The organism is Actinosynnema sp. ALI-1.44, from assembly GCF_001984155.1.
Classification (GTDB): Bacteria; Actinomycetota; Actinomycetes; order Mycobacteriales; family Pseudonocardiaceae; genus Kibdelosporangium.
Genome location: NZ_MTQO01000054.1, coordinates 927,468 through 954,462, shown reverse-complemented (window position 1 = coordinate 954,462; position 26,995 = coordinate 927,468). Strand labels below are relative to the sequence as shown.

The following is a 26,995-nucleotide window of genomic DNA, read 5'->3' as shown; positions in this document are numbered from 1 at the left end:
CCTAAACGTCGTACACTGTACCCAGTTCTATGATCTACGCAAGATGGCTACCGAATACACCGGCAGCGGCGACGTCACGGCCAGCCTGCGCCTGCTGTGGGGACTGGACGAGCGGCCGAGCCGAGGGCCGAAACCGTCGCTGACCGTGGACGGGATCGCGGCGGCGGGGATCGAACTGGCCGACGAGGAAGGCCTGGCCGCGCTGTCGATGCGGCGCGTCGCCACCAAGCTCGGCGTGGGCACGATGTCGCTGTACCGCTACGTGCCGAGCAAGGCGGAACTGATCGACGTGATCCTCGACCGCGCGGTGGCCAACGCGATCACCGAAGATCAGATGGCGGAGCTGGAAAGCGCGACCTGGCGCGACAAGCTGACCTCGATAGCGCACAGCGGCCGCGACCTGTACATGCGTCACCCATGGCTGTTGCAGATTTCCCAAGCGCGACCCCTGGTCGGCCCCAACGCGCTGAAGAGCTTCGACCGCTACATAGGAGCGCTACGCGACACCGGCCTCACCGACGTGGAGAAGCTCAACACGATCAGCCTCATCGACGGCGTCGTGACCAGCACGACCCTCGCGGTAATCGAAGCGTCCCAGGCCGCCGAGCGAACCGGCACGAGCGACGAGGACTACTGGGCGGCGCACACGCCGTACCTGGAGAAAATCATGACCACGGGCGACTACCCGAACATGCTCGCCCTGGACTGGACCACGTTCGAGGAAGCCATGACGTCGTCGTTCGACTACAGCCTGGGGCGCGCACTGGACGGCATCGAAGTCCTCATCAACTCACGCAGGACACCCTAGTTACTACGCAACAGCGTAGTTTTTGCGCGCTCATCTGCGCATTTGACGAGAGATAAGCTAAGCGTTAGCTTCGTAATCGTGGCGGATGAGAGCTGGGAAACCGCACAAGCCCTGCGCTGGTCGGTGTCTCGCGTGGCACAACGTCTGCGCATGCAGCACCCCGGCCGCGACGAGGCACTGACGAGAGTCGGCGCGTCCGTGCTGGCCAACCTGCGGCACAGCGGACCGCTGACCATGACCACGCTGGCCGCGATCGAGGGTCTGCAGCCGCAATCGTTGACGCGTCCGGTGAACTCCTTGGCAGAAGCCGGTTTCGTAACGCGCTCGCGCGACGAGGAAGACCGGAGGCAACAGACGATCACCATCACCGAGCGCGGACGTGAAGCGTTGGCCGAGCACGTCCACGACGGCACCGCCTGGCTGGCAACGACCCTCCGCGACACGTTGACGCCAGCCGAGCGTGCCATCCTCCGTGTCGCGGCGGATTTGCTCACAGCGGTCGCTGACAACCCCGAGCCCAGCGGCCTGGGCGCGACAGCACCGCAATGACGGCAACGCAGACACGCCCAGGCACCGCGCTGCTCCTGGTCCTCGCAGTGCTGACCGGCGTGTCCCCCCTCGCGACCGACATGTACATCCCCGGTCTGCCGGACCTCACCAAGTCGCTGAACACAACCCCCTCGGCCGCGCAGTTGTCGATGACCGCGTTCCTCGTAGGTGTGGTCGTCGGCCAACTCGTGCTGGGGCCAGTGAGCGACGCGGTGGGCCGCAGACCGGTGCTGTTGACGGGCGCGGCCCTGTTCGCGGTGCTGTCGGCAGTGTGCGCGGTGGCGCCGTCGATCGAGGTGCTCAACGCCGCACGGTTCTGCCAAGGCGTGACAGGCGCGGCGGGAATGGTCGTCGCACGCGCGGTGATAACCGACTTGTACGACGGTATCGCCGCGGCCAAGAAGTTCTCGACGCTCGGCGCCATCACGTCCGCAGCCCCGATCCTGGCGCCGATGCTGGGCGGAGCCATCCTGGCGGTGTCGTCGTGGCGCATGGTGTTCGTGGCGCTCGCAGTCATCGGAGCGTTGCAGGTACTGGGTGTACTGCTGTGGGTCCCGGAGTCCGCCCCACGACAACGGTTGAGGCCATGGAAAACCATGACCGCCATGGGCAGCCTGACCAAGCGCTCGACCCTCCGGTGGCACATCCTCAGCCTGGGCTTCGGCGCCGCCGCGGTGTTCACGTACATCGCCGGCTCGACGTTCGTCCTTCAGGACATCTACGGCGCGTCAGGGACCCAGACCAGCGTGATCTACGGCGTGAACGCGCTCGGCACGATGGCCGGAAGTGTCCTTTTCGGACGACTCGTCGGCCGGTTCGGCGCGCCGCGGCTGCTGCTGGCGGGGCTGGCAGGCGCTCTCGGCTCGACCACCGTCCTGGTTGGCCTGCTCCTCGCCGCAGGCGGCTCGCTGGTGAGCGTGTGGGTGTGCCTGTTCACGATGATCACGGCTTTCGGGGTGTTCTTCCCTGCCGTGACCACCGTTGTGCAGGAAACCGGCCGCGATCTTCCCGGCGCCACCTCGGCGCTGCTTGGCGGCGGCCAGTTCCTGCTTGGCGGCGCGATCTCCCCGCTGGTGGGCCTGTTCGGTACGACGAGTGCCCTGCCGATGGCGCTACTTCTGGCCGGATGCCTCGCCCTGGCCACAGTCGCGGCATACCGAGGCAAGCGATCCGGCGTCTGATCTCGCTCCACGGGCGGCAAACCGCCAGAGACGGCATCGAGGTCGCACTGGAGATCACGCCGGACGCGCCGCGGATCCCCGCGGACCTGAAGGCGGTCATGGCCAGCCGGTCCGCGGTCGGCGACGGCCATGTCGAACCTGTACACGGCGTTCCCGGTCAGCACCGCGTCGGAGACATCGCCTCGGCGCCCGTTGCCCAACCGCGCCGACGACCAGGCAACGGTTGCCGTCACCGCATCAGTGGGCGGCGTCGTTCCACGAGCGGCCGAAACCGACGGACACGTCCAGCGGGACGTCGAGGTGGTAGGCGTTGCCCATGCCCTCGCGAACCAGGTCCTCGACCGCTTTCTTCTCGTCGGCCACGACTTCCAGCACGAGTTCGTCGTGGACCTGCAGCAGCATCCGCGACTTGAGCCCGGACTGCTTGAGCTTGGCCTGGACGTTGAGCATCGCGACCTTGATGATGTCGGCCGCGCTGCCCTGGATCGGCGCGTTCAACGCCATCCGCTCGGCCATCTCGCGGCGCTGCCGGTTGTCGGAGTTCAGGTCCGGCAGGTAGCGGCGGCGGCCGAAGATCGTCTCGGTGTAGCCCTCGCGGCGCGCCTTGTCCACAATGGACGTCAGGTAGTCGCGGACCCCGCCGAACCGCTCGAAGTACTCCTCCATCAGGCCACGGGCCTCCTCGGTGGAGATCCGCAGCTGCTGGGACAGGCCGTACGCGGACAGGCCGTACGCCAGGCCGTAGTTCATCGCCTTGACCTTGGCCCGCTGCGCGCCGCTGACCTCGGTCGGCTCGACCGAGAACACGTGCGCGGCGGTGGCGGCGTGGAAGTCGAAGCCGGAGTTGAACGCCTCGACCAGGCCTTCGTCGTGCGACAGGTGCGCCATGATGCGCATCTCGATCTGCGAGTAGTCCGCCGTCATCAGTTCGGAGTACCCCGCGCCGACCACGAACGCGTCGCGGATGCGGCGGCCCTCGTCCGTCCTGATCGGAATGTTCTGCAGGTTCGGGTCCTGCGACGACAACCGGCCGGTCGCCGCGATGGTCTGGTTGTACGTGGTGTGGATCCGGCCGTCGTCGGCGACCGACTTGATCAGCCCGTCCACAGTGGTCTTCAGGCGGGTCGCGTCCCTGTGCTCGAGCAGGTGCTGCAGGAACGGGTGCTCGGTGGTCTCGAACAGGGTGGTCAGCGCGTCCGCGTCGGTGGTGTAGCCGGTCTTGGTCTTCTTCGTCTTCGGCATCTGCAGCTCGTCGAACAGCACCACCTGGAGCTGCTTGGGCGAGCCGAGGTTGATCTCCTTGCCGATCACGCCGTACGCCTCCTGCGCGGCCTGCTTGACCCGCGAGGCGAAGTGCGCCTCCAGGGAGGCGAGGTGCTCGGTGTCGATGCAGATCCCGATGCCCTCGATCTCGGCGAGCACCTGCAGCAACGGCAGTTCCATCTCGGCGAGCAGCTTCGCGCCGCCGGTGGACTCGACCTCGGTGAGCAGCGCCTCGGCCAACTCGGCGACGGCCCGCGCCCGCACGACCTCCGTGGCGGCGAGCTTCTCGTTCTCGTCGGCCTCGTCGAACATCGACAGCTGCTGCTCGCCCTCGACCTCCTCGACGCGCAGCTCACGCTTCAGGTGCCGGAGCACGAGGTCGTCGAGGGAGAAGGAGCGCTGCCCCGGCCGGACCAGGTACGCGGCCAGCTCGGTGTCCATCGCCAGCCCGCCGAGCTCCCACCCGCGCTGGGCGAGCCCGTGCAGCGCCAGTTTCACGGCGTGGGCCACCTTGGGCACAGCGGGGTCGGCAAGCCACGCCGTGAGCGCGCGCTCGTCCTCTTCACGCAACGCCGTGACGTCGATGAAGGTTCCATCCCCGTCGACCCCGGCCACCGTGATCGACTGCAGGTCGACCGCGCCGGGGGCGCCGACGTGGCGAAACGCCAGGCCAGTGCGTTTTCCGGCCGGCGCGTGCTCGGCCAGCCACGCGCCGAGTTCACCCTCCTGGATGGCCGACGCCTTGACTTCGAAGCCGGATTCCGCTTCGGGCTCGGGCGCGGCGAGGGTCTGGAACAGCCGGTCGCGCAGCACCCGGAACTCGAGTTCGTCGAACAGCCGGTGCACCGCGTCCCGGTCCCACGCCTGCGCGGTCAGGTCCACGGGCTTGGCCGGCAGGTCGAGATCCCGCACCAGCTGGGTGAGCTCGCGGTTGAGCACCACCGACGACAGGTTCGCCCGCAGGTTGTCGCCGACCTTGCCCTTGACCTTGTCGACCTGGTCGATCAGGTCGTCGAGCGATCCGTACTCCTGGATCCACTTGGTGATCGTCTTCTCGCCGACGCCGGGGATCTTGGGCAGGTTGTCCGACGGGTCGCCGCGCAGCGCCGCGAAGTCCGGGTACTGCGCGGGCGTCAGGCCGTACTTGGCGAGCACCGCCTCCGGGGTGAACCGGGTCATCTCGGACACGCCACGCGACGGGTACAGCACGGTCGTGTGCTCGGTGACCAGCTGCAGCGCGTCGCGGTCGCCGGTACAGATCAGGACGTCGTACCCGCCTTCGGCCTCGGCCTGGGTGGCGAGGGTGGCGATGATGTCGTCGGCCTCGTAGTTCTCCTTGGTCAGCATCGGGATCTTCAACGCGCCGAGCACGTCCTCGATCAGGCTGACCTGGCCCTTGAACTCGTCCGGCGTGGCGCTCCGGTTGGCCTTGTACTCGGTGAACTTCTCACTGCGGAACGTCTTGCGCGAGAGGTCGAACGCGACCGCGATGTGCGTCGGCTTCTCGTCACGCATCAGGTTGATCAGCATCGAGGTGAAGCCGAAGACGGCGTTCGTGTGCTGCCCTGTGCCGGTCTGGAAGTTCTCCTTCGGCAGGGCGTAGAACGCACGGTAGGCCATCGAGTGGCCGTCTATCAGGAGGAGTCGATGCTGGTCTGCCACGCGGCCGAGTCTAGGCCGACCCACCGACACTTTTGACTCGGCCTTGCCGGGTGCGGTGTCCACGAACGTTCACCGGGCCCGGCAACGTCCGCGGACACCGCACTAGGGTGGCGGTAGTTGCTAGAGGAAACTTATTTCGCGGAGGTTCCACCATGACCGAGCTGGTCGAGCAGCTCAACGAGAAAATGGGCATCGAGGTCACGGACTGGAACCCCGATCGGGTGGTCGCGACGATGCCCGTCAAGGGCAACCGCCAGCCGTACGGCCTGCTGCACGGCGGCGCGAACGCGGTGCTGGCGGAGGCGGCGGGCTCGGTGTGCGCGGCGCTGCAGTCCGACGGCAAGCCGACCGTGGGCCTGGAGCTGTCCTGCACCCACCACCGCGGCGTCCGGGAGGGCATCGTCACGGCGGTGGCCACGCCGGTGCACATCGGCCGCACGACCGTGACTGTGGAGATCGTCCTCACCGACGAGCAGGACCGCCGCACCTGCACCGCCCGGCTGACCTGCATGGTGTTGCAGACCGTCCCGGGTTCCTGAGTGGACCTCGACCTGGCCCAGGTCAGGGCGTTCGTGGTGGCCGCCGACCAGCAGCACTTCAGCCGGGCGGCGGACACGTTGTTCCTGACCCAGCAGGCGTTGTCGAAACGGATCAAACGGCTGGAGGAGTCGCTCGGCACGCAGCTGTTCCAGCGCACGAACCGCGCTGTGGAGCTGACCGAGGACGGCCGCAGGTTCGTGTCGCACGCCCGTGAACTGATCCGGGTCGCGGACGCGGCCGTGGCGGCGCTGGGTGACCAGCCGTTGCGGCTCGACCTGATCGACTTCCGGCTCGCGCCCGCGTTCATCCTGCGCAAGATGGCCGAGCGCGACCCGCGGCTGGTGGTAGAGCGCAGCACGAAACAAGGCTTGGACAACGCGACAGAGCCGCTGCTGAACGGCGATCTGGACGTCGCGTTCGGGTACGTCGGCGGCGTGCGACCGCTGCCCGACGCGCTCGACCACCGGGTCGTGCGGCTGGAACCGCTGCTCGCGCTGCTGCCGCCGGAGCATCCGTTGGCCGACCGGCCGGAAGTCCGGATCGAAGACCTGGCCGACGAGGGGCTGTGGCTGCCGTCCGGCAAGGGCCCGACCGAGTGGCGCGCCTACATCCGTCAGCTCTGTGTGGGCCTGGGGCTGCGTGTGGACGACAGCGGCAACAGCTACGACCTGCGGCACACGCTTGAGCAGGCCCGCTACGGCAAGCCGCGGGTCACGCTCGTCGGCGCGGACATGGATCTGCCGCGCGATCTGAACCTCGTTGTGCTGCCGTTCAAGCCGTTGCCGCTGTTCCCGTGGTCGATCGTGTGGCACAAGCAGAACAAGCGCCCAGCCCTCCGCGAGCTGCTTGCCCTGGCTGGCAGGACGAGCCGCGCGGAGGGCTGGTGCGACTACGACCCGGCGGTGTCCTGGCTGCCCGGTTGACCGATCGGTACGTACCTGGTGTTCTGGAACGACTCCTGCGCCCAGCGGCCGTTCCGTTTGGACAGTACGTTGGTGTTGCGCGACTGCGAACCGTCCCGGCAGTCGGTCGCGGGTAGTTCGATGATGCACGTGGTCCGCACGATGAAGACCAGGTCCCTGCCCGCGTACCGGACGCGCTCGTCCAGCACCTTCAGCTTCGACGGGGGAATGTGGTTGTCGAAGTAGTACTGCATCCCCTTGGCGATGCCGTCGCGGCCGACGAGGTGTTCGCCGTTGAACGTGACCAGGTCCGCGTCCTTGGTGAACGTGGCCGCGAACTTGGCGCCGTTCTCCTCGTACCAGGCGTCGTACTGCTGTTTCAGTATCCGCGCGAACTGCGCCTGGTCGTTCTCGGCGGCAGTCGCCGAGCCGGTACCGATCCCCAGTGTCACTACGAACGCGCCGACCATCGCGGCGACTTTGCTCCCCTTCATGCCGCCACGTTCGCAGGCACGTGGCGGCGGGGTCGTCCCCCAGGAGTTGCGATCCGCGATCAACCCTGGATGTACTGGGCGAACCACCGCGTGAACTCGGCGTCGACGCGCTTGGCGGCCTCGTTCCGCGGTGCTGCTTCACTGCCGTCGTCGTCGGCGAGCGCGTGCTCCATGCCGGGGATGGTGACGAGCTCGGAGCCCACGATTGCCTTGTGCCCCAACGAGGCTGGCTCACGAATCGCGATGTCGTCGTCCTCGCCGACGATGATCAGCAGCGGCACCGTGATCTCGTCCGCCCGGCGTACGAAGTCGTAGTGCTCGGCGACTTTCCGCGACTCCTCGGACCACGCGTACGCCATCTCGAACCGCCGTTCGTTGGCCGCGATCAGCGGAGCCAGTTGCGTGACCGGGCTCACCACCGCTGCCGCCGCGATCTCGACGTCGCCCCTGGTGATGACCTCGTACGCCACCATCGACCCGGCCGAGCCGCCCGCGACGTACACCGGGCCGTCCGCAATGGACAGCTGCTCGCGCAGTTCCGCCACCGCGGCGGGGAATTCGGTGGCCGCCTGGTCGGCGGTGGGACCGTAGACGTTGAGCACCGCGTCCTGCATCGCGAGCCCGAAGTACTCCTCGTCACCGCCCGGCAGCGCCCGCCTGCCCGACATCGGCAGGCCGAGGTACACGCGCCACGCCGGAAGCTCGTTCATCGGCAGTGCCGCCGCCATCGCGACGTCGGTCCGCGGCGCGTCCATCAGGTGCCAGGTCACCACCAGCGGAGCGGGTCCAGCGACGCCGACCGGCTCGAGAGCGACGAACGGAACACCCGCTGCGATACCCGTGATAGCCATTTTGTGTTCTCCCTGTCCTCGGCTGACGCGTCCAGCAAACAGCCTGGTCAGGGGGTACGTCCAACAGCCGTGACAGCCTTGAGCACAACCGGCGGTTGTGGTCACGCACAACCGCCGGTTGTGATCGGCTCAGCCCTCGCCGAGGTACGCGGCACGCACCCGCTGGTCGGCCAGCAGGTCCAGGCCCGGGCCCTCCAGCGTGGTGGAACCCAGGTCGATCACGTACCCGCGGTCGGACAACGCCAACGCCGCCAAGGCGTTCTGCTCGACCAGCAGGATGGTCGTGCCGTCTGCCTGCAGTTCCTTGATGGTGTCGAAGATCCGCTGGGTCATGATCGGCGACAGGCCCATCGACGGCTCGTCGAGCATCAGCAGCTTCGGCTTGGACATCATCGCCCGGCCGATCGCCAGCATCTGCTGCTCACCGCCGGAGAACAGGCCCGCCTTGTTCTGCCGCCGTTCGCCGAGCACCGGGAACAGCTCGTACACCCGCTGCATGTCGGCTTCGATGCCGGTGTCATTGCGGACGTAGGCACCGAGCTGCAGGTTCTCCTCGACCGTCATCCGGCCGAAGAGCCTGCGGCCTTCCGGGCAGTGCGCGATCCCGCTCGCCAGGATCTCGTGCGCGGCCTGCCGGTGGATCGGCCTGCCGCGGAACAGGACCTCGCCGCGGGTCGGGCGCAGCAGACCGGAGATGGTCCGCAGCGTGGTCGTCTTGCCCGCACCGTTCGCGCCGATGAGGCTGACGATCTGGCCCTCTTCGACGGAGAACGAGATGTCGCGGACCGCTTCGATGGCGCCGTAGGCGACGCTGAGGTTGCGGACCTCCAGCAACGGGCTCACTGGCCAACTCCCTTGTCACCGTGCTCGCCGACCAGCTCGGCCGCGTGCTGCACCTCGGCCTGCACTTCCTCCGGCGGCTTGCCCAGGTACGCCTCGATCACGCGCGGGTCGGTCCGCACGGCCTCCGGCGTCCCCTCGACCAGCAGCTTGCCCTGCACGAGCACGGACACGTGGTCGCACAGGCTGAAGATGAACTTCGTGTCGTGCTCGATCACCACGACCGAGATGCCGAGGTCGCGGATCTTGAAGATCAGCTGCCTGGTCGCCTCGGTCTCCTGCGGGTTCATGCCCGCCGTCGGCTCGTCGAGCAGCAGCACCTTCGGGTCGGTCGCCAGCGCGCGGGCGATCTCCAGCCGCCGCTGGTCACCGTAGGGCAGGTTGCGCGCCAGCTCGTCGCCGCTGCGGCCGATTCCGGCGAAATCCAGCAACTCCTTGGCCCGTGTGCGTGCGTCCGTCTCCCCCTTGCGGAACCTCGGGCCGCGGAAGATCGTGGCGATCGGTCCCTGCTTCATCCGGGCGTGCCGCCCGACCATGACGTTCTCCACCGCCGTCATGTTCGGGAACAGCCGGATGTTCTGGAAAGTCCGGGCGATGCCCGCGATCGTCACGTGCGCCGGGTCGCTCGGCAACTGCGTGCCGTCCAGCAGCACCTGGCCGTTGGTCGGCGTGTACAGGCCGGTCAGGCAGTTGAAGAACGTGGTCTTGCCCGCGCCGTTCGGGCCGATCAGCCCGACGATCTGGCCGCGGTCGAGGGTCAGCGAGACCTCCGACAGCGCGGTCAGGCCGCCGAACACCATCGTGACGTCCTGTGCCCTGAGAATCGGAGCAGTCATCGCGCCGGTACCTCCTGCGGCTTCGGCTGTTCCGGTTCGTCGCCACCGGGTTTGTCTTGCAGCGTATGGCCTTCGGCGTCCTCACCGGCGAGCTCCGCTCTGCGGTGCGCGTCGGGGATGAGGCCCTGCGGCCGGAACCGCATGATCAGGATCAACGCGAGACCGAAGATCAGCAGGCGGTAGTCGGAGAACTCCCGCAGCTTCTCCGGCAGCACGAACAGCAGCGACGCACCCAGCACAGCGCCGGGGATCGAGCCCATGCCACCGAGGATGACCGCCGCGAGCAGCGTCACCGACTCCATGAACAGGAAGCTCTCGTAGCTGACCGTGCTGGTCTTGTGCGCGAACACCGCACCGGCGATACCGGCGAGGACCGCACCGCAGAGGAACGCGAGGATCTTGGCCTGGCCGGTCTTGATGCCCATCGCGCGGGCCGCGTCCTCGTCCTCGCGGATGGCGATCCACGCCCGGCCCATCCGGCTGTTCTTGAGGTTCGCGAACACTGTCATGACCGCCGCGATCAGCAGCACGATCAGGAAGTAGTACAGCACCCCGGACGGCAGTTTCGCGCCGAACAGCGTGATCGACTCGTTGAACGCGGTGCCGTCGAACCACTCCAGTGCCGGGATGTTCGGCATCGCGTTCGAGCCACCGGTCAGTCCGCCGATGTTGTTGCGCGCGGCGATCTGGAAGATCTCACCGAACGCCAGCGTCACGATCGCCAGGTAGTCACCGCGCACGCGCAGCGTCGGCGAGCCGACGATGGCGCCGAAGATGCCCGCGATCGCCGCGGAGATGATCACGACGAGGTAGAACGGCAGGTGGATGCCCAGCTGGGACGCGGCCGCGCCGGACAGGTTCGCCGCGACGAACGCGCCGATGCCGAGGAACGCCACGTATCCGAGGTCGAGCAGACCGGCGAGGCCGACCACGATGTTGAGGCCGATGGCGGTCGCGGCGTACACCCCGATGTTGGCGGCCACCGTCATCCAGTACTCGCTGCCGGCATCGGTGAACGGCAACGACAACGCGCACAGCAACAGCACGACGATGCTGAACACCCGGTGCTGCTCGGACAGCCGCGAGATCCACTTCAGGACACCGAGGCCGGCCGCTCCGGCGAACATACCGCCGGCGAAGCCGAGGAACGACAGGAACATCGGGCCGGAGTACGGGCTCGCCGCGCCGCCCTGACCACCCGCGGTCAGCGTGAGCGAGACGACGTAGAGCAGTGCCGCGAACGACACGACCAGCCCCAGGTACGCCACCGGGGTCGGGAGTTTCGTGCTCCAGCGCGGGATCTCCTCCAGCGGCTGGCCGATCGTGGCCAGCACCAGCAGCACACCCGCGACCAGCGCGGCGACGCTGCCGAACGCGAACGTGCCGTCCAGTGCCGTGACCGCGCCGAGGCCACCGCCCGCGGAGGCGATGAAGCCGAAGTTGATCAGGCCGATGGCGAAGATACCGGCGCCGAGGCCACGCAGCACGCGGCGCTGGGCAGGCACCTTGGCCACCGCGCACACGAGCGCGACGACACCGATGATCAGCAGTTCCCACCGGAAACCGGTCAGTTCGAACGGCGCGTCGAAGAACTGCAAGGTGGCCTTGTCCGGGTACGCCCCCTTGTTGAGCAGGAACGTCGACCAGGGCAGCATCGCGGCGATGACCGCGAGCACCGCACCGGCCACGCCGAGCACACGGGAGACCGCCGGGTTCGTGAAAAAGGTCTTCTCGCTCATGCGCGCACCCTCTCGGTCTCACCGAACAGACCTTGCGGCCGGAAGACCAGCACAGCGATCAGCACGACGAAGATCCAGACGTAGTCGTACTGCGTCCCGCCGGGGAAGTACTGCCCGGCGATGGTCTTGACCAGGCCGATCACGAACCCGCCGATGACCGCGCCGCGGATGCTGCCGATGCCGCCGAGCACGGCCGCGGTGAACGCGAAGATGCCGTTCTGGAAGCCGATGTCGATGCTGATGTTGTTGATGTGCACGCCGTAGAGCACGCCCGCGACGCCCGCCAGCACGGCGCCGATGGCGAACGTCAGCACGATCGTGCGGTCGGGGTTGATGCCCATCAACCGGGCGGTGTCGGGGTCCTGCGCGGTCGCGCGCATCGCCCGGCCCATCCGCGACGTGTTGATGTAAACCTGGAGCAGCACGGTGAGCACGACCGCCACCACGATGATCAGCAGGCCTGTTTTCGGGATCAGGATCGAACCGAGCTCGATGCTGCCCGTCAGGAACTCCTTGGGGAACGGCAGCGGCGCCGTGGCGCCCGGGTACCAGATCCGGACGGCTTCCTTGAGCGCGACCGACACGCCGAGCGCGGTGATCAGCGGCGCGAGCCGTGGCGCGTTTCGCAGCGGCTTGTACGCCAGCCGCTCGATGATCAGAGCGATCACCATGGACACCACCGCACCGGCGATCACCATCAGCGGCAGGGTGATGTACCACGTTCCCTTGACACCCTCGGGAATGACCCAGGTGAACGTCGCGAGGGCGCCGAACGCGCCGACCATGAAGATCTCGCCGTGCGCGAAGTTGATCAGCTGCACGATGCCGTACACCATGGTGTACCCGAGCGCGATCAATCCGACGGTGCCACCAAGGATCAAACCGTAGACCAGCTGCTGTAGCAGCGTTGTCACAATCTACCTCCAACAAGGCGGGGGCAGGCCATTCGAACGACCTGCCCCCGTCAGACCACCCCGCCGATCGGGCGGAGCTCACCAGTCCTGTGTGATTGCCGCTGTTACTTGTCGGCCTGACCAGTCTCGATGTTCTTGAAGTCACCGTCCTTGACCTGGTACACGGTCAGCAGCTTGTTGGTGCTGTCGCCGTACTGGTCGAAGCCGACGTCGCCGTTGGCGCCCTTGCCCTTGTAGTCCTGGACGTTCTTGATCAGGTTCGCGCGCTGGTCCTCGCCCCACGCCGCGTTGGCCAGGGTCTTGGACAGGGCCTCGATCAGGGCGTTGGTCGCGTCGAACGACATGGTGCCGTAGGCGCTGTAGCCCTCCTTGGGGAACTTCTTGCCGTAGGCGTCGATGAACGCCTTGGCCTCCGGCAGGGTCTCAGCCGGGGCGCCGACGGAGGTGGCCAGGTCGCCCTCGGATGCCTTGCCTGCCAGTTGCGCGTAGGTCTTGTCGACGATGCCGTCGCCGCCCATCAGCGGGATCTGCAGACCGGCTTCCTTGAGCTGCTTGGAGAACGGGCCCGCGGCGCCGTACTCGCCGCCGTAGTACACCGCGTCGGGGGCCAGCGGCTTGATCTTGCCGATCACACCGGAGAAGTCGGTGTCCTTCTCGCCGACCTTCTCACGGGTCACGATCTCCGCGCCCAGCGACTTGGCCTTGGTGGTGAACTCGTTGGCCAGGCCCTCGCCGTAGGTCTTGCCGTCCGCGACGACCGCGATCTTCTTCTTGCCGGCCTTGCCGACCAGGTACTTGGCCGCGAACGGGCCCTGGTTGTCGTCGGTGGCGCAGACGCGGAAGTAGTTCTCGAACTGGCGCTTGGGCGCCGTGCCGTACTGCTCGCCGCGGGTCAGGCTCGGGCCGGTGTTGGCCGGGGAGATCTGCACGATCTTCTTGTTGGAGAGGATCGGCTGGACGTTCTGCGAGGTCGAGGAGTTCAGGGTGCCGATCACGCCGACGACGTTGGGGTCCGACGAGAGCTTGGTGGCGGCCTGGCTGGCCTTCTGCGGGTTCTTCTCGTCGTCCTGCGGGTCGAGGACCAGCTTGTAACCCTTGACGGTGCACTTCTCGTTCGCCTGGCTGACGGCGAGGTCGGCCGAGTTGCGAATACCGACACCGAGGGCGGTCAATTCACCGGTCAGCGGAACGATGACACCGATGGTCAGAGTACCTTTGCTGGTGTCGCACTGATTTCCGCCTGCAGCATTTCCGGAGGAGCCACCCTCATTTTTATTGGAGCTGCACGAAGCAATCAACAGAGCGCCAGCCGCGAGTACAGCAGCTGTAGCTACCTTCTTACGCACGAGACAATCCTCCTCGGTGCCGGGTCGCGTAAATCCGCAACCCGCATTTCGCCCCCGCCTGCGAGGAGCGCTGGGCGGAACTTAGGCGATGGACCAGCCGACAGTCAGCCATCCCTGGGAGAGCGTAACCAGAACGCAACGTTGGCGTACGTTGAGCGGACACTTCAAGTTCCTTCTAACTGCTGGCAGTTGGCGTAGCATAGACTGCTTGAGGTGACTCGACGCGCCCGGATAAGCGCTTGGGTCATCGGCGCGGCCCTTGTTCTGAGCGCGATCATCCTGTTACGCAACGAAACCACTACGCCGGATGTTACCGGCTTTCCCAGTTTCGCCGCCGACGCAGTGATTCCGCCGCGCCCGGCCCAGTCCGTACCGCCGCCTGGCCCAGTCCGATTGTCGCCGGGACCTGGGCGTCTCCGGCTCGCGTGGGCGGACGGGTTGCCTGGCGGACAGCCACTTGCCGGTGTGACGGGGTACGAAGTCCAATGGGACGGGCAGACCCGCCTCGTCGGCAGGCCGGTTGTCCAGTTGGACGGGCTGGGCAACCGTGAACACGAGGTCCAGGTGCGTTCGATGGACCCCTTCGGTAGGCGTTCGGTACCCGTCCGGGTGACAGGAATGCCTTCCAGGGCAGCCAGATCTGCACTGGAATACACTGACGAGTTCGACTCGACCGACTCGGTGCACGCGGAAGTCCCCGGGTCGCGGTGGCACGTGTCGGGATACCGGGGCTGTGTCGATCTCAACTCGCCCGGCGGGGCGAAACACGGCCAGCTCGCGGTGCAATTCGGCTGCGGGGCCGACGACGTGGTGCTGCGGTCGCGTGCGGCATTCCGGCTGGTTTCCGGAAACGGCAGGCTGACCGCGGTGACCGACGCGGCCGGCCCGCGCGGGCAGTTGAACTTCGACTTCGTACCAGGGACTTCGGACCGGATCGGGTCCCGCAGCGACCCGGTGGCCTCGCTGCCGGCCGGGGCGATCCGCGTATCCATTTCAGACAGTGGGGTCCGGATCATCACGGACCATGGCGAGTTCACGCCATCGGCGGTCCGCCCGGCCACGCGCGGCAGCGGAACGCTCCACAAGTTCGACATCGTGTTCACCCCGGCGGGTCTGCAGGTGTTCCAGGACGACTCGATGGTGGCGGAGAGTTCAGCGGTGCCCTCGTGGACGACGTCGACGGTGCTGCTGGGGATGATCGGACCACCGGGCCGCCGCAGCCGCGTGCACCTGGACATGGTGGGGATGTCGGCGGTGGTGCAGCCGGCGGAGCAGGTGGTCGAGTTCGCGACGGCATTGGGTGTGCAGCGGGTGCTGCGACCGCAGGAGAACGCACCCGGCATCGGCGTGAGCAGGCAGCCGCTGATCGGCGCGACAAAAGCCCGCCTGCGCACCACGGTGACGCTGGGCGCGGGCACGGACCCGGCGGGGATGACGCTGCAGCTGGCCGACCGCACCTTGCCGTTGGTGCCCGCGACACCGGGCTCGCCCGCCAGGGCGGGCGCGGACGTGACGCTGGTGGCGGAGCTGCCGCCGGACGTGTTCACCGGGGAAGCACCGGCGTTGAGCCCGTTGGTGATCAGGGGCCAGGGGACGGGGGCGGTGCTGGAGTCCTATTTGGAGATAGTGGGGACGGCGCCGACCGAGAGATCGCCGGATCCGGAGCTGGACCAACGAGCGCCCGCGATGCCGACAGTGACCATGGCACTGCGCGGCGTGAACGGAGTGGACCTTGGAAAAATAGCGTCAGCAAACGCCCCGTTCCAGTTGGAAATCAACCTCGACCCGGCACTGAGCCAGCGCGACGCGGACGACGTCCAACCGGTCAGGGGATTCGAGGTGTTCCTGAACGAAAGGCGAATAGCAGCGGTACCGACGGATTTGGAAGGCCCAGCGGTAGGCGGGGTTTATAGGCTGACGATGTCGCCGACGGACGAATTGCCGGGTGCCCAGACACTGGCGGTCCGATTACACCCGGCAGATCAGCAAAAGCAATCCCAATGGACCCAGTTCGAGATATCCCTGATCAGCTGAGGCCTTCGACAACAGCCTCAGCCACAGCCTTCATAGTGGTACGCCGGTCCATGGCGGTCCGCTGGATCCACCGGAACGCCTCCGGCTCGGTGAGGCTCTGCTTGGACATGAGCAAGCCCTTGGCGCGCTCGATGACCTTGCGCGTCTCCAGGCGCTCGGTGAGCCCGGCGACCTCGTTCTCGAGGGCCTGCATCTCGGAGAACCGGCTGACAGCGAGCTCGATGGCCGGAACAAGATCATGCTTGGCGAACGGCTTGACGAGATAAGCCATCGCGCCGGCATCCCTGGCCCGCTCGATGAGCTCCCGCTGGGAGAAGGCGGTGAGGATGACAACAGGGGCCACGCGGTCGGCGACGATGGAGGAAGCGGCCTCGATACCGTCCATCTTGGGCATCTTGACGTCAAGAATGACCAGGTCAGGCTTGAGTTCGGTGGCGAGCCTCACGGCCTCCTCGCCATCGGCGGCCTGCCCAGCGACCTCGTAGCCCTCCTCGTGCAGCATCTCGACAAGGTCAAGACGGATGAGAGCCTCATCCTCGGCGACAAGAACACGCCGCTGCACACCACGGGCCTCGGTAGCCACCTCGGTCACCGGGGTCCTCCTCGCTGTAGGGTGACGAAAGCCGGAAACAGCAGCGTACCGGGGGCAGCGGCAGCGGCGCCGTAACCCGGGGAGTTATCCGACACACACCCACCCCCAACCGGCACGAACCTGATCGAGTAAAGTTCACCCAGCCAGCCCCCGTAGCCCAATCGGCAGAGGCAGCGGACTCAAAATCCGTCCAGTGTGCGTTCGAGTCGCACCGGGGGCACCAACATGATCAAGAGTTTCCGCAGCTTAGCCCTGTCCCCTCTGCGGGGCTGACATAGCGGCAGAAGCGCCCATCCCCAGGTCGGTCCTGTTCCCGTGGGGCTCCTACGGGGTACGGCCCGCGTTGACCACACCCCCAGCCTGTTCGCACTGCGTGAGCACCCGTCGCACTTCAACCAACCGCTCGAGTTTGGTGCACAGAGTAGTGGTCACCGAGGTGTGGAAGACGGACTGTGGCAGGTGGCCGCAAGGTGGTGCATGGTCCGCAAGCGCGTAGACAAGGTGGCGGCGGTGGTGAACACCAGGCTGGCGGTCACTGGGCCTAGACGCTGCCGCAGGTCAGCGGGGATGCACCCGACATCGGCGTCGGTCTGCACCTGTGCACTGACGAGCGCGGGTGACGCCATCCGGTGCCGCTTGACCGAGGACGTCCCGGACACCCCTTGCCAGTTCGAACGACGTCGCGCCGCCACGACCACCTCACTTCGCCCTGCCCAGGAGGTCGGCCGGCTCGATCTGGCGCCGCCTGCGCTGCCAGTCGATCGAGGCTCCCGTCTGCACGCAGGAGCACCGAGAGGCCGTCGGCGTGCTCCGAGAGATCGGAAAGGTATCGGCGTCCGAACCGTCGCTCGGCCTCCATGCCGATGACCGCGAAGTCACCGTCGGGTTCGAGGTGGCCCTCTGCGGTCAGGTGCCGCACGATCTCCGGGCGGTGCCGTCGAACACCGACAAGTCGCCCCACCAGTCCAGTCATGTGCGGGTGCCGACCACACCTCCCTGCAGGGCCGACGCGAGGATCTGCTGCGCGACGAAGTGCCGAAGGCGGGCGGCGGCTCGACCGGTTCGACCCAATCCTGGGACCAGCGCAACAGGAAACCGCACACATGGCGTTGAGTTGGACCACGCAATTCAGGTCGCCGACGTCGATGCCGAGTTGCAGGGTCGAGGTGGCGACGATGACACAGTCGCGTCCGGTAGCGAACGCCTCCTCGGCCCGGCGACGTTCCGCAGCCGACAGAGACGAGTGCGACAGGAACGTCGTCATCCCTTGACCGTCAACGCCGCGCCCAGCTCGTTCGGCGCGCCGCCTGCTGTCCACGAACACCAGCCGCTTCTCGCCCTGGTGCAGCAGGGAGATCACCCTTCGCGGCGTTGTCGACCGAGCCGACGTGGTCGACAGTGATGTCTGGGGGCTGCCCGGTGGTCGGCTCCGACGCGACGATCTTCCGTTCCCGGGCGTGAACAGAGCCCTGCAGCCAGCGCTGCAGGGCGGGTGGATTGCCGACAGTCACGGAGAAACCGATGCGTTGCAGCGGACGACCCGCCCACTCTGGACAGTCACTGAGGACAGCGAGCAGGTGCCATCCGCAGTCATCACCAGCGAAAGCATGGATCTCGTCAACCACGACCGACAGGTCGACCAACATCGCCCGATAGTCCGCAGTGGATGATACGGGCGGCCTCCAGTGACTCCGCGGTGGTGAGTAGACGTCACCCGGTCTCGCGTCCACTATGACCGGGGTGGCTACTCGGTGTCTTCCGATCGGCGCAGTTCGTCGGCCAGTTGGACCAAGGTTCCTTCGCTACCGAGATGCCAGCACTTTGGCCCCTGCACAGCGACCGGCGCGTCGTCCCAGCCAGCTTGCTGCCACATGTGCATCACCAGGCCGGAGAGGGAGTAGCGCTGTCCGTCAGCTGACCACAACAACGGCTTCCTCCTGTCCTGAACCCACGTGGCCCGCTGACGACGGTCGTCTTCGCCCAACCACCTTCCGAGTGCCTCGTCTTCGCGTTCGGTGGCCGGCCGGTAGATCAGGGTCGCGCCCGGCTCGATGCGCCCGGCGTCGATCAGCACGTTGACGGCGGTGCGCGCGCGACCTCGTACAGGTCGTGGGGCGGGTCGGTAGGCGGCACCGAAGTCCGGCGCCACCTCACCCGAGTGAAGTCGGTTCCGGACGCTCCTCGCGAGGGCGGTGAACCTTTCGTGGCTGGCGAAGGTGCTCGACACGAAAGAACCCACCCCGTAGAGCCGGTCGACCTCGTGCACCAGCCACCGAGCGACCCGCTCAACCAGGTCCGACACGTCACCGGGGATCTCCCAACTGCCGTCGGCCTCCTCCAAGCCATCCGAGTCGACGACCTGGAAGACGAGATGTGTCAGCAGAAGGTCCCCGTGGTCGAGAATCGCGGCCGCACGACCCTCCAACTTCTTGGCGACGCGTCGCGTCGCAACGTCGACAGCGCGGAAAAGCTGCACCGAGTTCCAGATCAGACCCGCCGATGGCTGGTTGCCGAACAGGCTCGGATACGCGCCACCCTTGTCGTCCTCCCACAGCAGGTTCCGGTCTCGCTTCGCTCGGAACACGAACTCCGGGTTCCGGTGGGCACATGCGAGCGCGATCGCAGCGGTCACCACCGAGCACCCCTCGTCGGGTGCGGGTTCCAGGTCGCCTCGTTTGAACACGTAAAGCTTGTCCAGTGACAGCTTGAAGTCCTCCCGGATCGCCATCTGCACCTCGTCGAGCGCGATGAAATCCCGGGGCTCCATGTGGTTCTGTGTGTTGGTGCTTTGCGTGACGATGTTGCCGAAGCCGGCTTCGTCCGCCGGCACCTTCATCACCCGCACGCTGACGTCCGCCTCGGTGACGGCGTCGGGGTTCCTGAGGTATGCCTCGTGGATCGCCGTGACCGTTTGGGCTCCGTTGACAACGCTCGCGTTGGTGAGGTGCAACTCGACCGGCGCGTTCGACCGCCTGCCCGTTGGCCACCGGGTCTCGAGTTCCGAACACAATACGGTGATGCCGTTGTTACGGGACCAGAAGGTCTCTGGCGCGGTGATGAGAGTGTCCACCATCTGCTGGTTCACCGCAGTGAGGCCGAGCGACTTCCGCACGTTCTTCTCGAACAGTCGGTCACCGAACTCAGCGAACCAGGCAGCGATCCCGTCGGCCGGCACGCTTCCCTGGTATGCCTCCACCGGTAGGGTGCGTTGAATCCACTGCGTCATCATCGCCTGGAGTGAGATCGGCGTTTCCGCCAAGTCGTCACGCACCTGTTGGAGAAGATCGGCCCCGTTGATGACGCTGGTGTTGAGATACCGCCCGTTGCCGTTGAACTCCTGCTGTGCGGCGTCGAAGATCGTGACCACCTCGGGCGACAGGGTGCCTTCGCCCATGACGGCCTGGACCAACGTCACCTGCAGATGTGGCTCCATCATGACGGCGCGCAACTTTTCAGCCATCGCTTGGAACCGGTCGTTGAACCTCTCAAACTGGTGGTCGTCGATCTGCCGGAATCCGTCGATCATCTTGAGCGCGGCGGCGGTGTCAATGCCGGCGTTCCCCCGGTCACTCCACTTCGCCTGGATGAGGAAGACTGCGGACTTCCCGTCGGCGAACGCGATCGCGTCGATGCCCTGATCGTTCCTACCGTCAATGACGGCGTCAGCCGCCTGCTGGCTTGAGCAGCCGGTCAGTCGCCGAACGGCGAGCGCGGCGAGCGACCGCGACAAGAATTGTCGCTCGATCTCGTCTGGACGCGACGTCTCGACGTTCGACAAGTCGATAAGCCCATCGAACTCCTTCTGCAAGGCGTTGCGTACGTGCCTGACCTGAGTCGGTGGGTTGATCCTGGTTGACGTTGTGTTCACTACGCTCCCCTGCGTGTGAATGAACAGGCTCAGTTGCTCGTGTCGGGCAGGTTGTGACGGCGACGGATCATTTGGGTAAGGCGGCCTTGCCTTGTGTGCCTCGCTGGTGAGTCTGCCCTGGAACTCACTGCCCGCAACGGCGTGAAAGTTTCCGCAGGCCGACTGTCCCACCACGTGCCGATGATCCCACGTCGCGGGCTGGCTCACTGGCCTCATTGGTGTTGGAGGTCGTGTTGGGCTTGAACACCAGTGTGATCGTTGGGCTGATGTGCTGATTGACCGAGGCGGACTAGCGTCATGTTCCCGGTACGGTGGTGTTGCGGGGTTGTAGCTGTTCAACCCGTACCGCACGCCGTCCTTTCGGGGCCGGAGCTGCTCAAACATCCGTCTGCTGATCAATCGCTGCCTCGTAGAAGGCGTCCGCGAGGGCCATGATGACAGCGCTGATGCCGGGTCCGTCGCTGAAGAAGTAGTCGGCCATCGTGTTGTGGGCCCCCTGGTTGTCGACCACTGCTTCGGTGACCGCCGCCTGAAAGTCCTGCGATTCCATGAACTGCTTCTTCGAGTTCACCTTGGTCTGGTTGATCAGGTCTGGGTAGGTGAGCAGCCGTTGCACTAGTCCCTGCACGAACTCACGGACCTGAGACGCGGAGAAGGACTCAGCGCCGAAGAGGTCGTTCATCTTGTCGATGACGACCTGGAGTGCGACGTACTTTGGCTCCTTCCGGGTGCCACTGCCCGCTGCACTGATGCCCTTGAGCTCACCATCGCCGCTCAGCGAGATGTCGACCGCGGTTCTCTTGCTGTGCTGGACCCCGACCAGGACCACATCAGAGAGATCGACCTCCGCAGCCCAGGATGAGTCGGCGATGACCTTCTCGAGGAGCCGCAGGAAGATCGACAACATTTCCATGTACGGGTCACCGTAGTCGACGATCTGGCTCATGAAGTCATAAAGCCGGACGAGGGTGGAGACGTCCTTGCGGAACAGGTCGAGGGTGTTGAGGGTGACTTTGTCGTCGGCCTCGATCCCAGCCGCGTAGCGGCGGGCGAATTCGTTCTTGGCTGGGCTCATCGCAGCCGAGAGCGCGTTGTTGCCTTTGCGCTCCACCCAAAGCCGAGCGACGTCGCGCACCTGGTCTGGCGTGTAGATCCCGGCCTGGTCAAGCTTGGTGGCAAGGTGGACAACGATGTAGGGGTCGGTTTCGGTCTCCAGAGTGGCGTTCGTGAAGTACGGCTCAAACGCAGTCCGGATGTCCTCGGGCTTGTTGACGAAGTCGATGACAAAAGTCTTGCGCTTCTGCTCCCCGCCGGACGTGCGATGGGTGCGGTTGAGCCGCGAGAGCGTCTGCACGGCAGTGACCCCGGAGAGTTTCTTGTCGACGTACATCGCCGAGAGCAGAGGCTGATCGAACCCGGTCTGGAACTTGTTGGCGACCAGCATAATCTTGTACGTCGCACCCTTGAACGCCGCAGCCAGGTCCGAGCCCGCTCCGGGGTTCATGTTGGCCTCGGTGAACTCGTCTTCCTTGCTCGGCTGCGGACCCCAGTCCGACACCCACTGCTCGTCCTCGGCCATCGTCACCGAACCGGAGAAGGCGACCAGGGTGCGGTAGCTGTACGAGGAGTCCAGGGCGGCACGCTTGGCGATGTAGGCGTCAATCGCTTTTTTGTATTTCACCGCGGCCTTGCGTGAGTCGGTGACGACCATCGCCTTGGCCTTGCCCTCCAGCAGGTGGGCGACATTGATGTGGAAGTGTTCGACGATGATCTGCACTTTCTGACTGATATTCGTCGGGTGCAGCTTCACCCACCGCATCAACCCCTTGCGGGCTGCGGCCTCCTCCACCACCACGTCGCCCTCGCCGTGCTCAAGCTGGCCTGCGATCTTGAGCGCGGTGTCGTAGGACTGGTAGCCCCTGAGCACGTCAAGGATGTAGCCATCCTCGATGGCCTGCCGCATCGAGTAGAGATGAAACTCGACTGGTTTGCCGTCAGGCCCCTTGCGGCCGAAGAGTTCCAGAGTCTTGTTCTTCGGCGTCGCGGTGAACGCGAAGTAGGAGATGTTCTTCGACTCGGCCCGCTCGGTCATCTCCGAAGCGAGGATCGACTCGACGTCGACGGAGCCGCCCTCCTCGATTTCCTTGACCTCCTCCGCGGTCAGCACGGCCTTGAGCTTGGAGGAGATCTGCCCGGACTGCGAGGAGTGCGCCTCGTCCGCGATCACCGCGAACCGCTTGCCCTTCAGCCCCTTGTCGGCCCGGATCTCGTCGAGCGCAAATGGGAACGTCTGCACCGTCACCGCGATGATCAACTCACCGTTCGTCAACGCGGTCGCCAGCAGCCCGGACTTTGACTTCGCCCCCGCCTTGCGGACATCCTCCGGACTGATCGTGGCCACGATCTTCCCCGACCCGTCGATCTGCCGGATCGCCTCCTGAAGCTGCCCGTCGAGCACCGTGCGGTCCACCACCACAATCACCGAGTCGAAGACCTTCTCGTCGTTCACATGCAGCCGCGCCAGCCGATGCGCGGTCCAGGCGATCGTGTTCGTCTTCCCCGAACCGGCTGAGTGCTCGATCAGGTAGCGTTGCCCCACCCCCTCCTCACTCACCGCGGCCACGATGTTTGTCACGGCCTCCCACTGATGAAACCGCGGGAACAGCATGCTCGTCCGCCGTACCGACGTGCCGGTGGCGACGTCCCACTCCTCCTTGGTCTCCACGATCATCAGGCGGCCGATGATGTTGAGCCAGGCATGCTTCTCCCACACCCGCTCCCACAGGTACGCCGTCGCCGACCGCCCACCCGCGCCGGGCGGATTTCCCGCGCCACTGGCGTGCCCCATGTTGAACGGCAGGAAATGCGTCTTCTCGCCCTCCAACTTGGTAGTCATCGCGGCCAGGTCGTTGGAGACTGCGAAATGCACCAGCGCTCGATGCCCGAACGACAGCAGCGGCTCCGGGCGACCGTTGGTCAGCGGGTTTCGGTTCTTGCGGTACTGGTTGATCGCCTCGTCGAGGGACTGGGTGAAGTCAGTCTTCAACTCTACGGTGGCGACCGGTAACCCATTGACGAAGAACTCCAAGTCGACGCTGCGCTGGTCTGCGGTGGAGAAGTGCACCTGCCGCATCACCCGGACCCGCATCGCCGCGTACTGCTCATTCGTGGTCGCGTTCAGGCTGGTCTCGGGCCGGAACTGCGCCATCTTCAACCGACCGCCACCGATGTACTGCACCCCGTTGCGCAGTATGTTCAGCGTTCCGCCACCATGCTCGAGAGGCCTGTCGAGCGCCGTAGCCAGCACGTCGAGGAACCTCGCTTCCGACCCCGCCGCCCTCAGAGCCTTCTCGTACGCGGCCTGCTGGGTTCCCTCCAACCATGCGATCAGGTCCTCGGGGAACAGCGCCCGCTCCCGGTCGTAACCGGTGTCATCGGTTGAGTGGAGCCACCCGTGGTCGGCCAGGTACTCGCAGATCTCAGCCTCGAAGACGACCTCGTGATGGTCCGCCATCACACCACCTCTCGCACGTCGATCTGCCCCGTCACAGCCGCAGTGATCAACGCCGCCCGTCGCTCACGGGCCAGTTCTACGAACCGCTCAGTCTCTGCGATGAGTGTGTCTATCTTTGTAGTTTGCTCCTCCAGGTAAGCAGCTATACGCCGTTGCTCCTCGAGCGGTGGAACTACGACGGGCAGTACTCTGTAGTGATCATTGTCAATCTCTGCCTGTCCGATGCGGACACCACGCGAAATCAGTCCGTAACCGAGCGTGTATCGCGGTGACCGGAAGAGCCAGTTGAGGTAGGCATCGTCTTCACTATGTAGTGGAGCGAAGCAGATGTAGTGACCTGAAACAATCCCGCGCAGTGGCGAGATCCCGACTGACCCCTGCCACGCCTTCATACGATTGGTGACGAGCCAGCCGGGGTGGACCAGCTGGTATATGTTGCGATTCTCGGCCGTCTTGTTGATGTTGTCGCGGGAATCTTTCGCCACGACCCCGTAGTCACGGAAGACGGAGAGCATTCGCTCCTCCGGGTGGTTGACATCCTTGATCCGGCGGAACATCGACCACAATGGGCGAATGTCCCACCCGTCGGGGGATCGGCCCAATCCAATCGACACCCGAGTCCACCAAGCGCGAATCAGCGTCGATACCTCGCGTGATGACTGCGTCGACGACAGCACTCTTACGACTGACCAACATGGCGATGAGGCGCTGCTGTTCCTCGATGAGCGTGTCGATGCGGGCGGTCTCGCGGTCAAGAAAGCCCGCCACGGCCCGCTGCGTCCGACAATCAGGTATTGGAATCGAGAACGATCCTACAAATGAGTCAGGAACACGACGAAGGCCTCCCGAACCGGTCATATAGGATTCGCCCTTCTTCAGGAACTGCGACGACTGAAGGGTCCAACCGAGATAGTCCACCTCGACTCGAGCTGACGGCCGCATCACAGTAACTTCTGTCGTCGCGAAGGCTTGGCCGTCCGGGAGATCATGCGCGACGAAGCCTTTCCGTTCTCGAAGCATGGAGTCACCTTTGCGAACGCAACGTCACCGTTCGCCACATAGGAGTACCCGTGGCGAAGATCGCTGATCGGGCGGCGACGGCTCGTATCTACCGCGCCGAACTCGGAGATCGCTTCCATCGGCAAGTACACCGCATCGCCGTTCAAGTTCGACGCGGGGCGAGGGTTGAAGGATACGAGATATCGCAGGGGTACTACAGGCGCTGCCGACAAGTCTTCCCAAATGTTCATCCCTCCACCTCCCGCAACAGGTCGAGGATCTTGGCAACCTGCTTCTCCAAGTCGGCGTCGATCTCGGCAAGAGGGCGGGGCGGGACGTACTTGTAGAAGTGGCGAGTGAAAGGGATCTCGTAACCGGTTTTGATCTTGGTCCAGTCGATCCAAGCATCTGGGGCGTGCGGCTTCACCTCGGCGTCGAAATAAGCCCCGATGACCTCGACCTTGCCAGCGGCACCGGCGGTCGAGCCGCAGTACGTGAACGGGATGTTCTCGGTGTCACGCTTTTTCGTGTCCGGTTTTGGCTTGCCATTGCGGTCAAGAACCGGCTGGTCGGACTCATCGAGGAGCGGGCGCTCAACGGTGATGGTCCAGTAGCCGAACTCGTCGTTTCTTAGCAGCTTGGAGTAGTCGGGGTCGGCGTCGGTGAAGTCAGCATACAGCTTGACGACGGTGGCTCGGTCCTGGTCGCTGATCTCGCGCCCCTTGGAGCCGAGGTTTTTGCGCATCTTGGTCCAGAACGCGGTGCCGTCGATGAGCTGGACCTTGCCTTTGCGGTCGGGGTGCTTGGTGTTGTCGAGAATCCAGATGTAGGTGGCGATGCCTGTGTTGAAGAACATGTTGGTCGGCAGGGCGACGATGGCATCGATTAGATCGTTCTCCAATAGCCACTTGCGGATGTTGGAGGGTCCGGACTCGGCGGCGCCGTTGAACAGCGGCGAGCCGTTCATCACGATCCCGGCTCGGCCGCCGCCATCCTCCGGAGTCCGCATTTTGTGGGCGAGATGGAGCAAAAATAGCATCTGCCCGTCCGAGGTCGACGGGAGTCCCGGGGCGAATCGGCCGTAGGGACCAGCAGACTCCCTCTCTTTCGTGACCGCCTTGGCGTACTGCTTCCAGTCGACGCCGTATGGCGGGTTGGACATGCAGAAGTCGAACTGGCGGCCCTTGAAGGCGTCATCGGTCAGCGTATTGCCGAAGGCGATGTTGGATGCGTCGTGACCCTTGGCGAGCAGGTCGGACTTGCAGATCGCGTACGACTGCGGGTTGTACTCCTGGCCGAACAAGCTCAGCTTCGCGTCGGGGGTGTGCGCGAGCAGGTGCTCCTCGGCCAAAGCGAGCATGCCGCCAGTGCCAGCCGTGGGGTCATACAGCGTGCGGACGATCCCGGCCTCGGTGAGGTCGGCGTCCTTCTCGGCGAAGAGCAGGTCGACCAGCAGCCGGATTGCGTCCCGCGGGGTGTAGTGGTCACCCGAGGTCTCGTTCGCGGCCTCGTTGAACTTGCGGATGATGTACTCGAACGCATCTCCCATGTCGGCGTTGGAGACGACATTAGGATGCAGGTCGATGGCCTTGAAGGACGTGATGACCTCGCGCAGGAGTTCCGCCTTCTCCAAGGCGAGGATCTCCTTCTTAAAGTCGAAGTACTCGAATACGTCGACGTCGGGCGAGAACCGGTCGATGTAATCGGCCAGGTTGTCCGCCAGCCCGTCGGCGTCAGCCAGCAGGTTGGCGAATGAGTAGTTCGAGGTGTTGTAGAAAGGCCGGCCAGTGGCCTTCTTGACCTCGGTCCTGAGGCGATTCGGGTTCTCGTACTTCGCCGCCAGCTCGCGTACCGTCTCCCGGTCGGGCTCAAGGATGCAGTCGAGGCGGCGCAGGATCGTGAGCGGGAGGATCACGTTGCCGTACTGGTTGGGGCGGTAGGGACCCCGAAGCTGGTCGGCGATCGACCAGATGAAACTACCTACCGAGGGTGCTCACAAGGCTCCTTACAAGGCTCACTCGACGACAGATGTCAAACGCCAGCGTGAGCCCGTGCGCGTCGTC

22 protein-coding genes and 1 tRNA gene are annotated in these 26,995 nt (G+C 65.4%); 7 read left to right on the top strand and 16 right to left on the bottom strand.

From position 1 onward, the window contains the following. Nucleotides 1–43: 43 nt before the first annotated feature. From ALI144C_RS51200 to ALI144C_RS51190, 3 genes are all read left to right on the top strand, one after another. Nucleotides 44–808, top strand: coding sequence for a TetR/AcrR family transcriptional regulator (locus tag ALI144C_RS51200; RefSeq protein WP_076994519.1), 765 nt, complete (start codon nucleotides 44–46; stop codon nucleotides 806–808). 78 nt (nucleotides 809–886) lie between these two features. Further along, entirely contained in the window at nucleotides 887–1,357 is a 471-nt protein-coding gene (locus ALI144C_RS51195) for a MarR family winged helix-turn-helix transcriptional regulator (protein ID WP_237774703.1), read from the top strand. Beyond that, nucleotides 1,354–2,538, top strand: a complete 1,185-nt coding sequence (locus tag ALI144C_RS51190; RefSeq protein WP_076994518.1) for a multidrug effflux MFS transporter — start codon at nucleotides 1,354–1,356, stop codon at nucleotides 2,536–2,538. The genes ALI144C_RS51195 and ALI144C_RS51190 overlap by 4 nt, the downstream gene beginning before the upstream one ends. 237 nt (nucleotides 2,539–2,775) lie before the next feature. Here ALI144C_RS51190 and polA read toward each other — a convergent pair whose 3' ends face one another. Continuing rightward, nucleotides 2,776–5,463 carry a DNA polymerase I gene (gene polA, locus ALI144C_RS51185; RefSeq protein ID WP_083754103.1) on the bottom strand — a complete coding sequence of 896 codons (2,688 nt, stop codon included), beginning with the start codon at nucleotides 5,461–5,463 and terminating at the stop codon, nucleotides 2,776–2,778. Between the two features lie 152 nt (nucleotides 5,464–5,615). On the opposite strand from polA, the gene ALI144C_RS51180 reads away from it, so the two are divergent. Beyond that, nucleotides 5,616–6,002, top strand: coding sequence for a PaaI family thioesterase (locus tag ALI144C_RS51180; RefSeq protein ID WP_076994517.1), 387 nt, complete (start codon nucleotides 5,616–5,618; stop codon nucleotides 6,000–6,002). Further along, a complete protein-coding gene (locus tag ALI144C_RS51175; protein ID WP_076994516.1) occupies nucleotides 6,003–6,926 on the top strand; it encodes a LysR family transcriptional regulator in 924 nt (307 codons plus the stop codon). Here ALI144C_RS51175 and ALI144C_RS51170 read toward each other — a convergent pair. The 7 genes from ALI144C_RS51170 to ALI144C_RS51140 all read right to left on the bottom strand — a co-directional run bounded on the left by ALI144C_RS51170 (nucleotide 6,893) and on the right by ALI144C_RS51140 (nucleotide 13,925). Beyond that, nucleotides 6,893–7,399, bottom strand: a complete 507-nt coding sequence (locus ALI144C_RS51170) for an SgcJ/EcaC family oxidoreductase (protein ID WP_076994515.1) — start codon at nucleotides 7,397–7,399, stop codon at nucleotides 6,893–6,895. The genes ALI144C_RS51175 and ALI144C_RS51170 overlap by 34 nt on opposite strands. Nucleotides 7,400–7,458: 59 nt before the next feature. Then, a complete protein-coding gene (locus ALI144C_RS51165) occupies nucleotides 7,459–8,250 on the bottom strand; it encodes an alpha/beta hydrolase family protein (RefSeq protein WP_076994514.1) in 792 nt (263 codons plus the stop codon). Between the two features lie 129 nt (nucleotides 8,251–8,379). Next, complete coding sequence (locus ALI144C_RS51160; RefSeq protein ID WP_076994513.1) at nucleotides 8,380–9,093, bottom strand: ABC transporter ATP-binding protein; 714 nt, start codon at nucleotides 9,091–9,093, stop codon at nucleotides 8,380–8,382. Then, nucleotides 9,090–9,926 (bottom strand): ABC transporter ATP-binding protein, encoded by an 837-nt coding sequence (locus tag ALI144C_RS51155; protein ID WP_076994512.1) that lies wholly within the window; start codon nucleotides 9,924–9,926, stop codon nucleotides 9,090–9,092. Before ALI144C_RS51155 ends, ALI144C_RS51160 begins: the two co-directional genes overlap by 4 nt. Then, the gene (locus ALI144C_RS51150) at nucleotides 9,923–11,665 is read right to left on the bottom strand and encodes a branched-chain amino acid ABC transporter permease (protein WP_076994511.1); all 1,743 of its coding nucleotides are present in this window, start codon (nucleotides 11,663–11,665) and stop codon (nucleotides 9,923–9,925) included. The genes ALI144C_RS51155 and ALI144C_RS51150 overlap by 4 nt, the downstream gene beginning before the upstream one ends. Then, the gene (locus ALI144C_RS51145) at nucleotides 11,662–12,579 is read right to left on the bottom strand and encodes a branched-chain amino acid ABC transporter permease (RefSeq protein WP_076994510.1); all 918 of its coding nucleotides are present in this window, start codon (nucleotides 12,577–12,579) and stop codon (nucleotides 11,662–11,664) included. Before ALI144C_RS51145 ends, ALI144C_RS51150 begins: the two co-directional genes overlap by 4 nt. Before the next feature lie 104 nt (nucleotides 12,580–12,683). Then, nucleotides 12,684–13,925 carry a branched-chain amino acid ABC transporter substrate-binding protein gene (locus ALI144C_RS51140; RefSeq protein ID WP_076994509.1) on the bottom strand — a complete coding sequence of 414 codons (1,242 nt, stop codon included), beginning with the start codon at nucleotides 13,923–13,925 and terminating at the stop codon, nucleotides 12,684–12,686. Nucleotides 13,926–14,390: 465 nt separating this feature from the next. Here ALI144C_RS51140 and ALI144C_RS51135 point away from each other — a divergent pair, with 465 nt between their 5' ends. Continuing rightward, entirely contained in the window at nucleotides 14,391–15,959 is a 1,569-nt protein-coding gene (locus ALI144C_RS51135) for a hypothetical protein (RefSeq protein WP_076994508.1), read from the top strand. Here the strand turns inward: ALI144C_RS51135 and ALI144C_RS51130 are convergent. Further along, on the bottom strand, nucleotides 15,952–16,551 hold the full coding sequence (locus ALI144C_RS51130) for an ANTAR domain-containing response regulator (RefSeq protein WP_076994507.1): 600 nt from the start codon (nucleotides 16,549–16,551) through the stop codon (nucleotides 15,952–15,954). The two genes, ALI144C_RS51135 and ALI144C_RS51130, sit on opposite strands and share 8 nt — an antisense overlap. A 146-nt stretch (nucleotides 16,552–16,697) precedes the next feature. On the opposite strand from ALI144C_RS51130, the gene ALI144C_RS51125 reads away from it, so the two are divergent. Next, nucleotides 16,698–16,774 (top strand) — tRNA-Leu (locus ALI144C_RS51125). Nucleotides 16,775–17,092: 318 nt separating this feature from the next. Here the strand turns inward: ALI144C_RS51125 and ALI144C_RS57035 are convergent. The 7 genes from ALI144C_RS57035 to ALI144C_RS51095 all read right to left on the bottom strand — a co-directional run bounded on the left by ALI144C_RS57035 (nucleotide 17,093) and on the right by ALI144C_RS51095 (nucleotide 26,904). Then, nucleotides 17,093–17,869, bottom strand: coding sequence for a helicase-related protein (locus ALI144C_RS57035; protein WP_237774756.1), 777 nt, complete (start codon nucleotides 17,867–17,869; stop codon nucleotides 17,093–17,095). Continuing rightward, nucleotides 17,826–18,197 carry a hypothetical protein gene (locus ALI144C_RS57030; protein ID WP_202819239.1) on the bottom strand — a complete coding sequence of 124 codons (372 nt, stop codon included), beginning with the start codon at nucleotides 18,195–18,197 and terminating at the stop codon, nucleotides 17,826–17,828. Before ALI144C_RS57030 ends, ALI144C_RS57035 begins: the two co-directional genes overlap by 44 nt. 98 nt (nucleotides 18,198–18,295) lie before the next feature. Further along, a complete protein-coding gene (locus ALI144C_RS51110; RefSeq protein WP_168211551.1) occupies nucleotides 18,296–20,359 on the bottom strand; it encodes an AIPR family protein in 2,064 nt (687 codons plus the stop codon). A 436-nt stretch (nucleotides 20,360–20,795) separates the two neighbouring features. Then, on the bottom strand, nucleotides 20,796–23,933 hold the full coding sequence (locus ALI144C_RS51105) for a type I restriction endonuclease subunit R (protein WP_076994503.1): 3,138 nt from the start codon (nucleotides 23,931–23,933) through the stop codon (nucleotides 20,796–20,798). Then, nucleotides 23,933–24,490 carry a restriction endonuclease subunit S gene (locus tag ALI144C_RS51100; RefSeq protein ID WP_143231410.1) on the bottom strand — a complete coding sequence of 186 codons (558 nt, stop codon included), beginning with the start codon at nucleotides 24,488–24,490 and terminating at the stop codon, nucleotides 23,933–23,935. The genes ALI144C_RS51105 and ALI144C_RS51100 overlap by 1 nt, the downstream gene beginning before the upstream one ends. Next, nucleotides 24,429–24,953 carry a hypothetical protein gene (locus ALI144C_RS55085; protein ID WP_143231408.1) on the bottom strand — a complete coding sequence of 175 codons (525 nt, stop codon included), beginning with the start codon at nucleotides 24,951–24,953 and terminating at the stop codon, nucleotides 24,429–24,431. Before ALI144C_RS55085 ends, ALI144C_RS51100 begins: the two co-directional genes overlap by 62 nt. Nucleotides 24,954–25,179: 226 nt before the next feature. Next, nucleotides 25,180–26,904 (bottom strand): type I restriction-modification system subunit M, encoded by a 1,725-nt coding sequence (locus ALI144C_RS51095; RefSeq protein ID WP_076994501.1) that lies wholly within the window; start codon nucleotides 26,902–26,904, stop codon nucleotides 25,180–25,182. Between the last annotated feature and the right edge of the window lie 91 nt (nucleotides 26,905–26,995).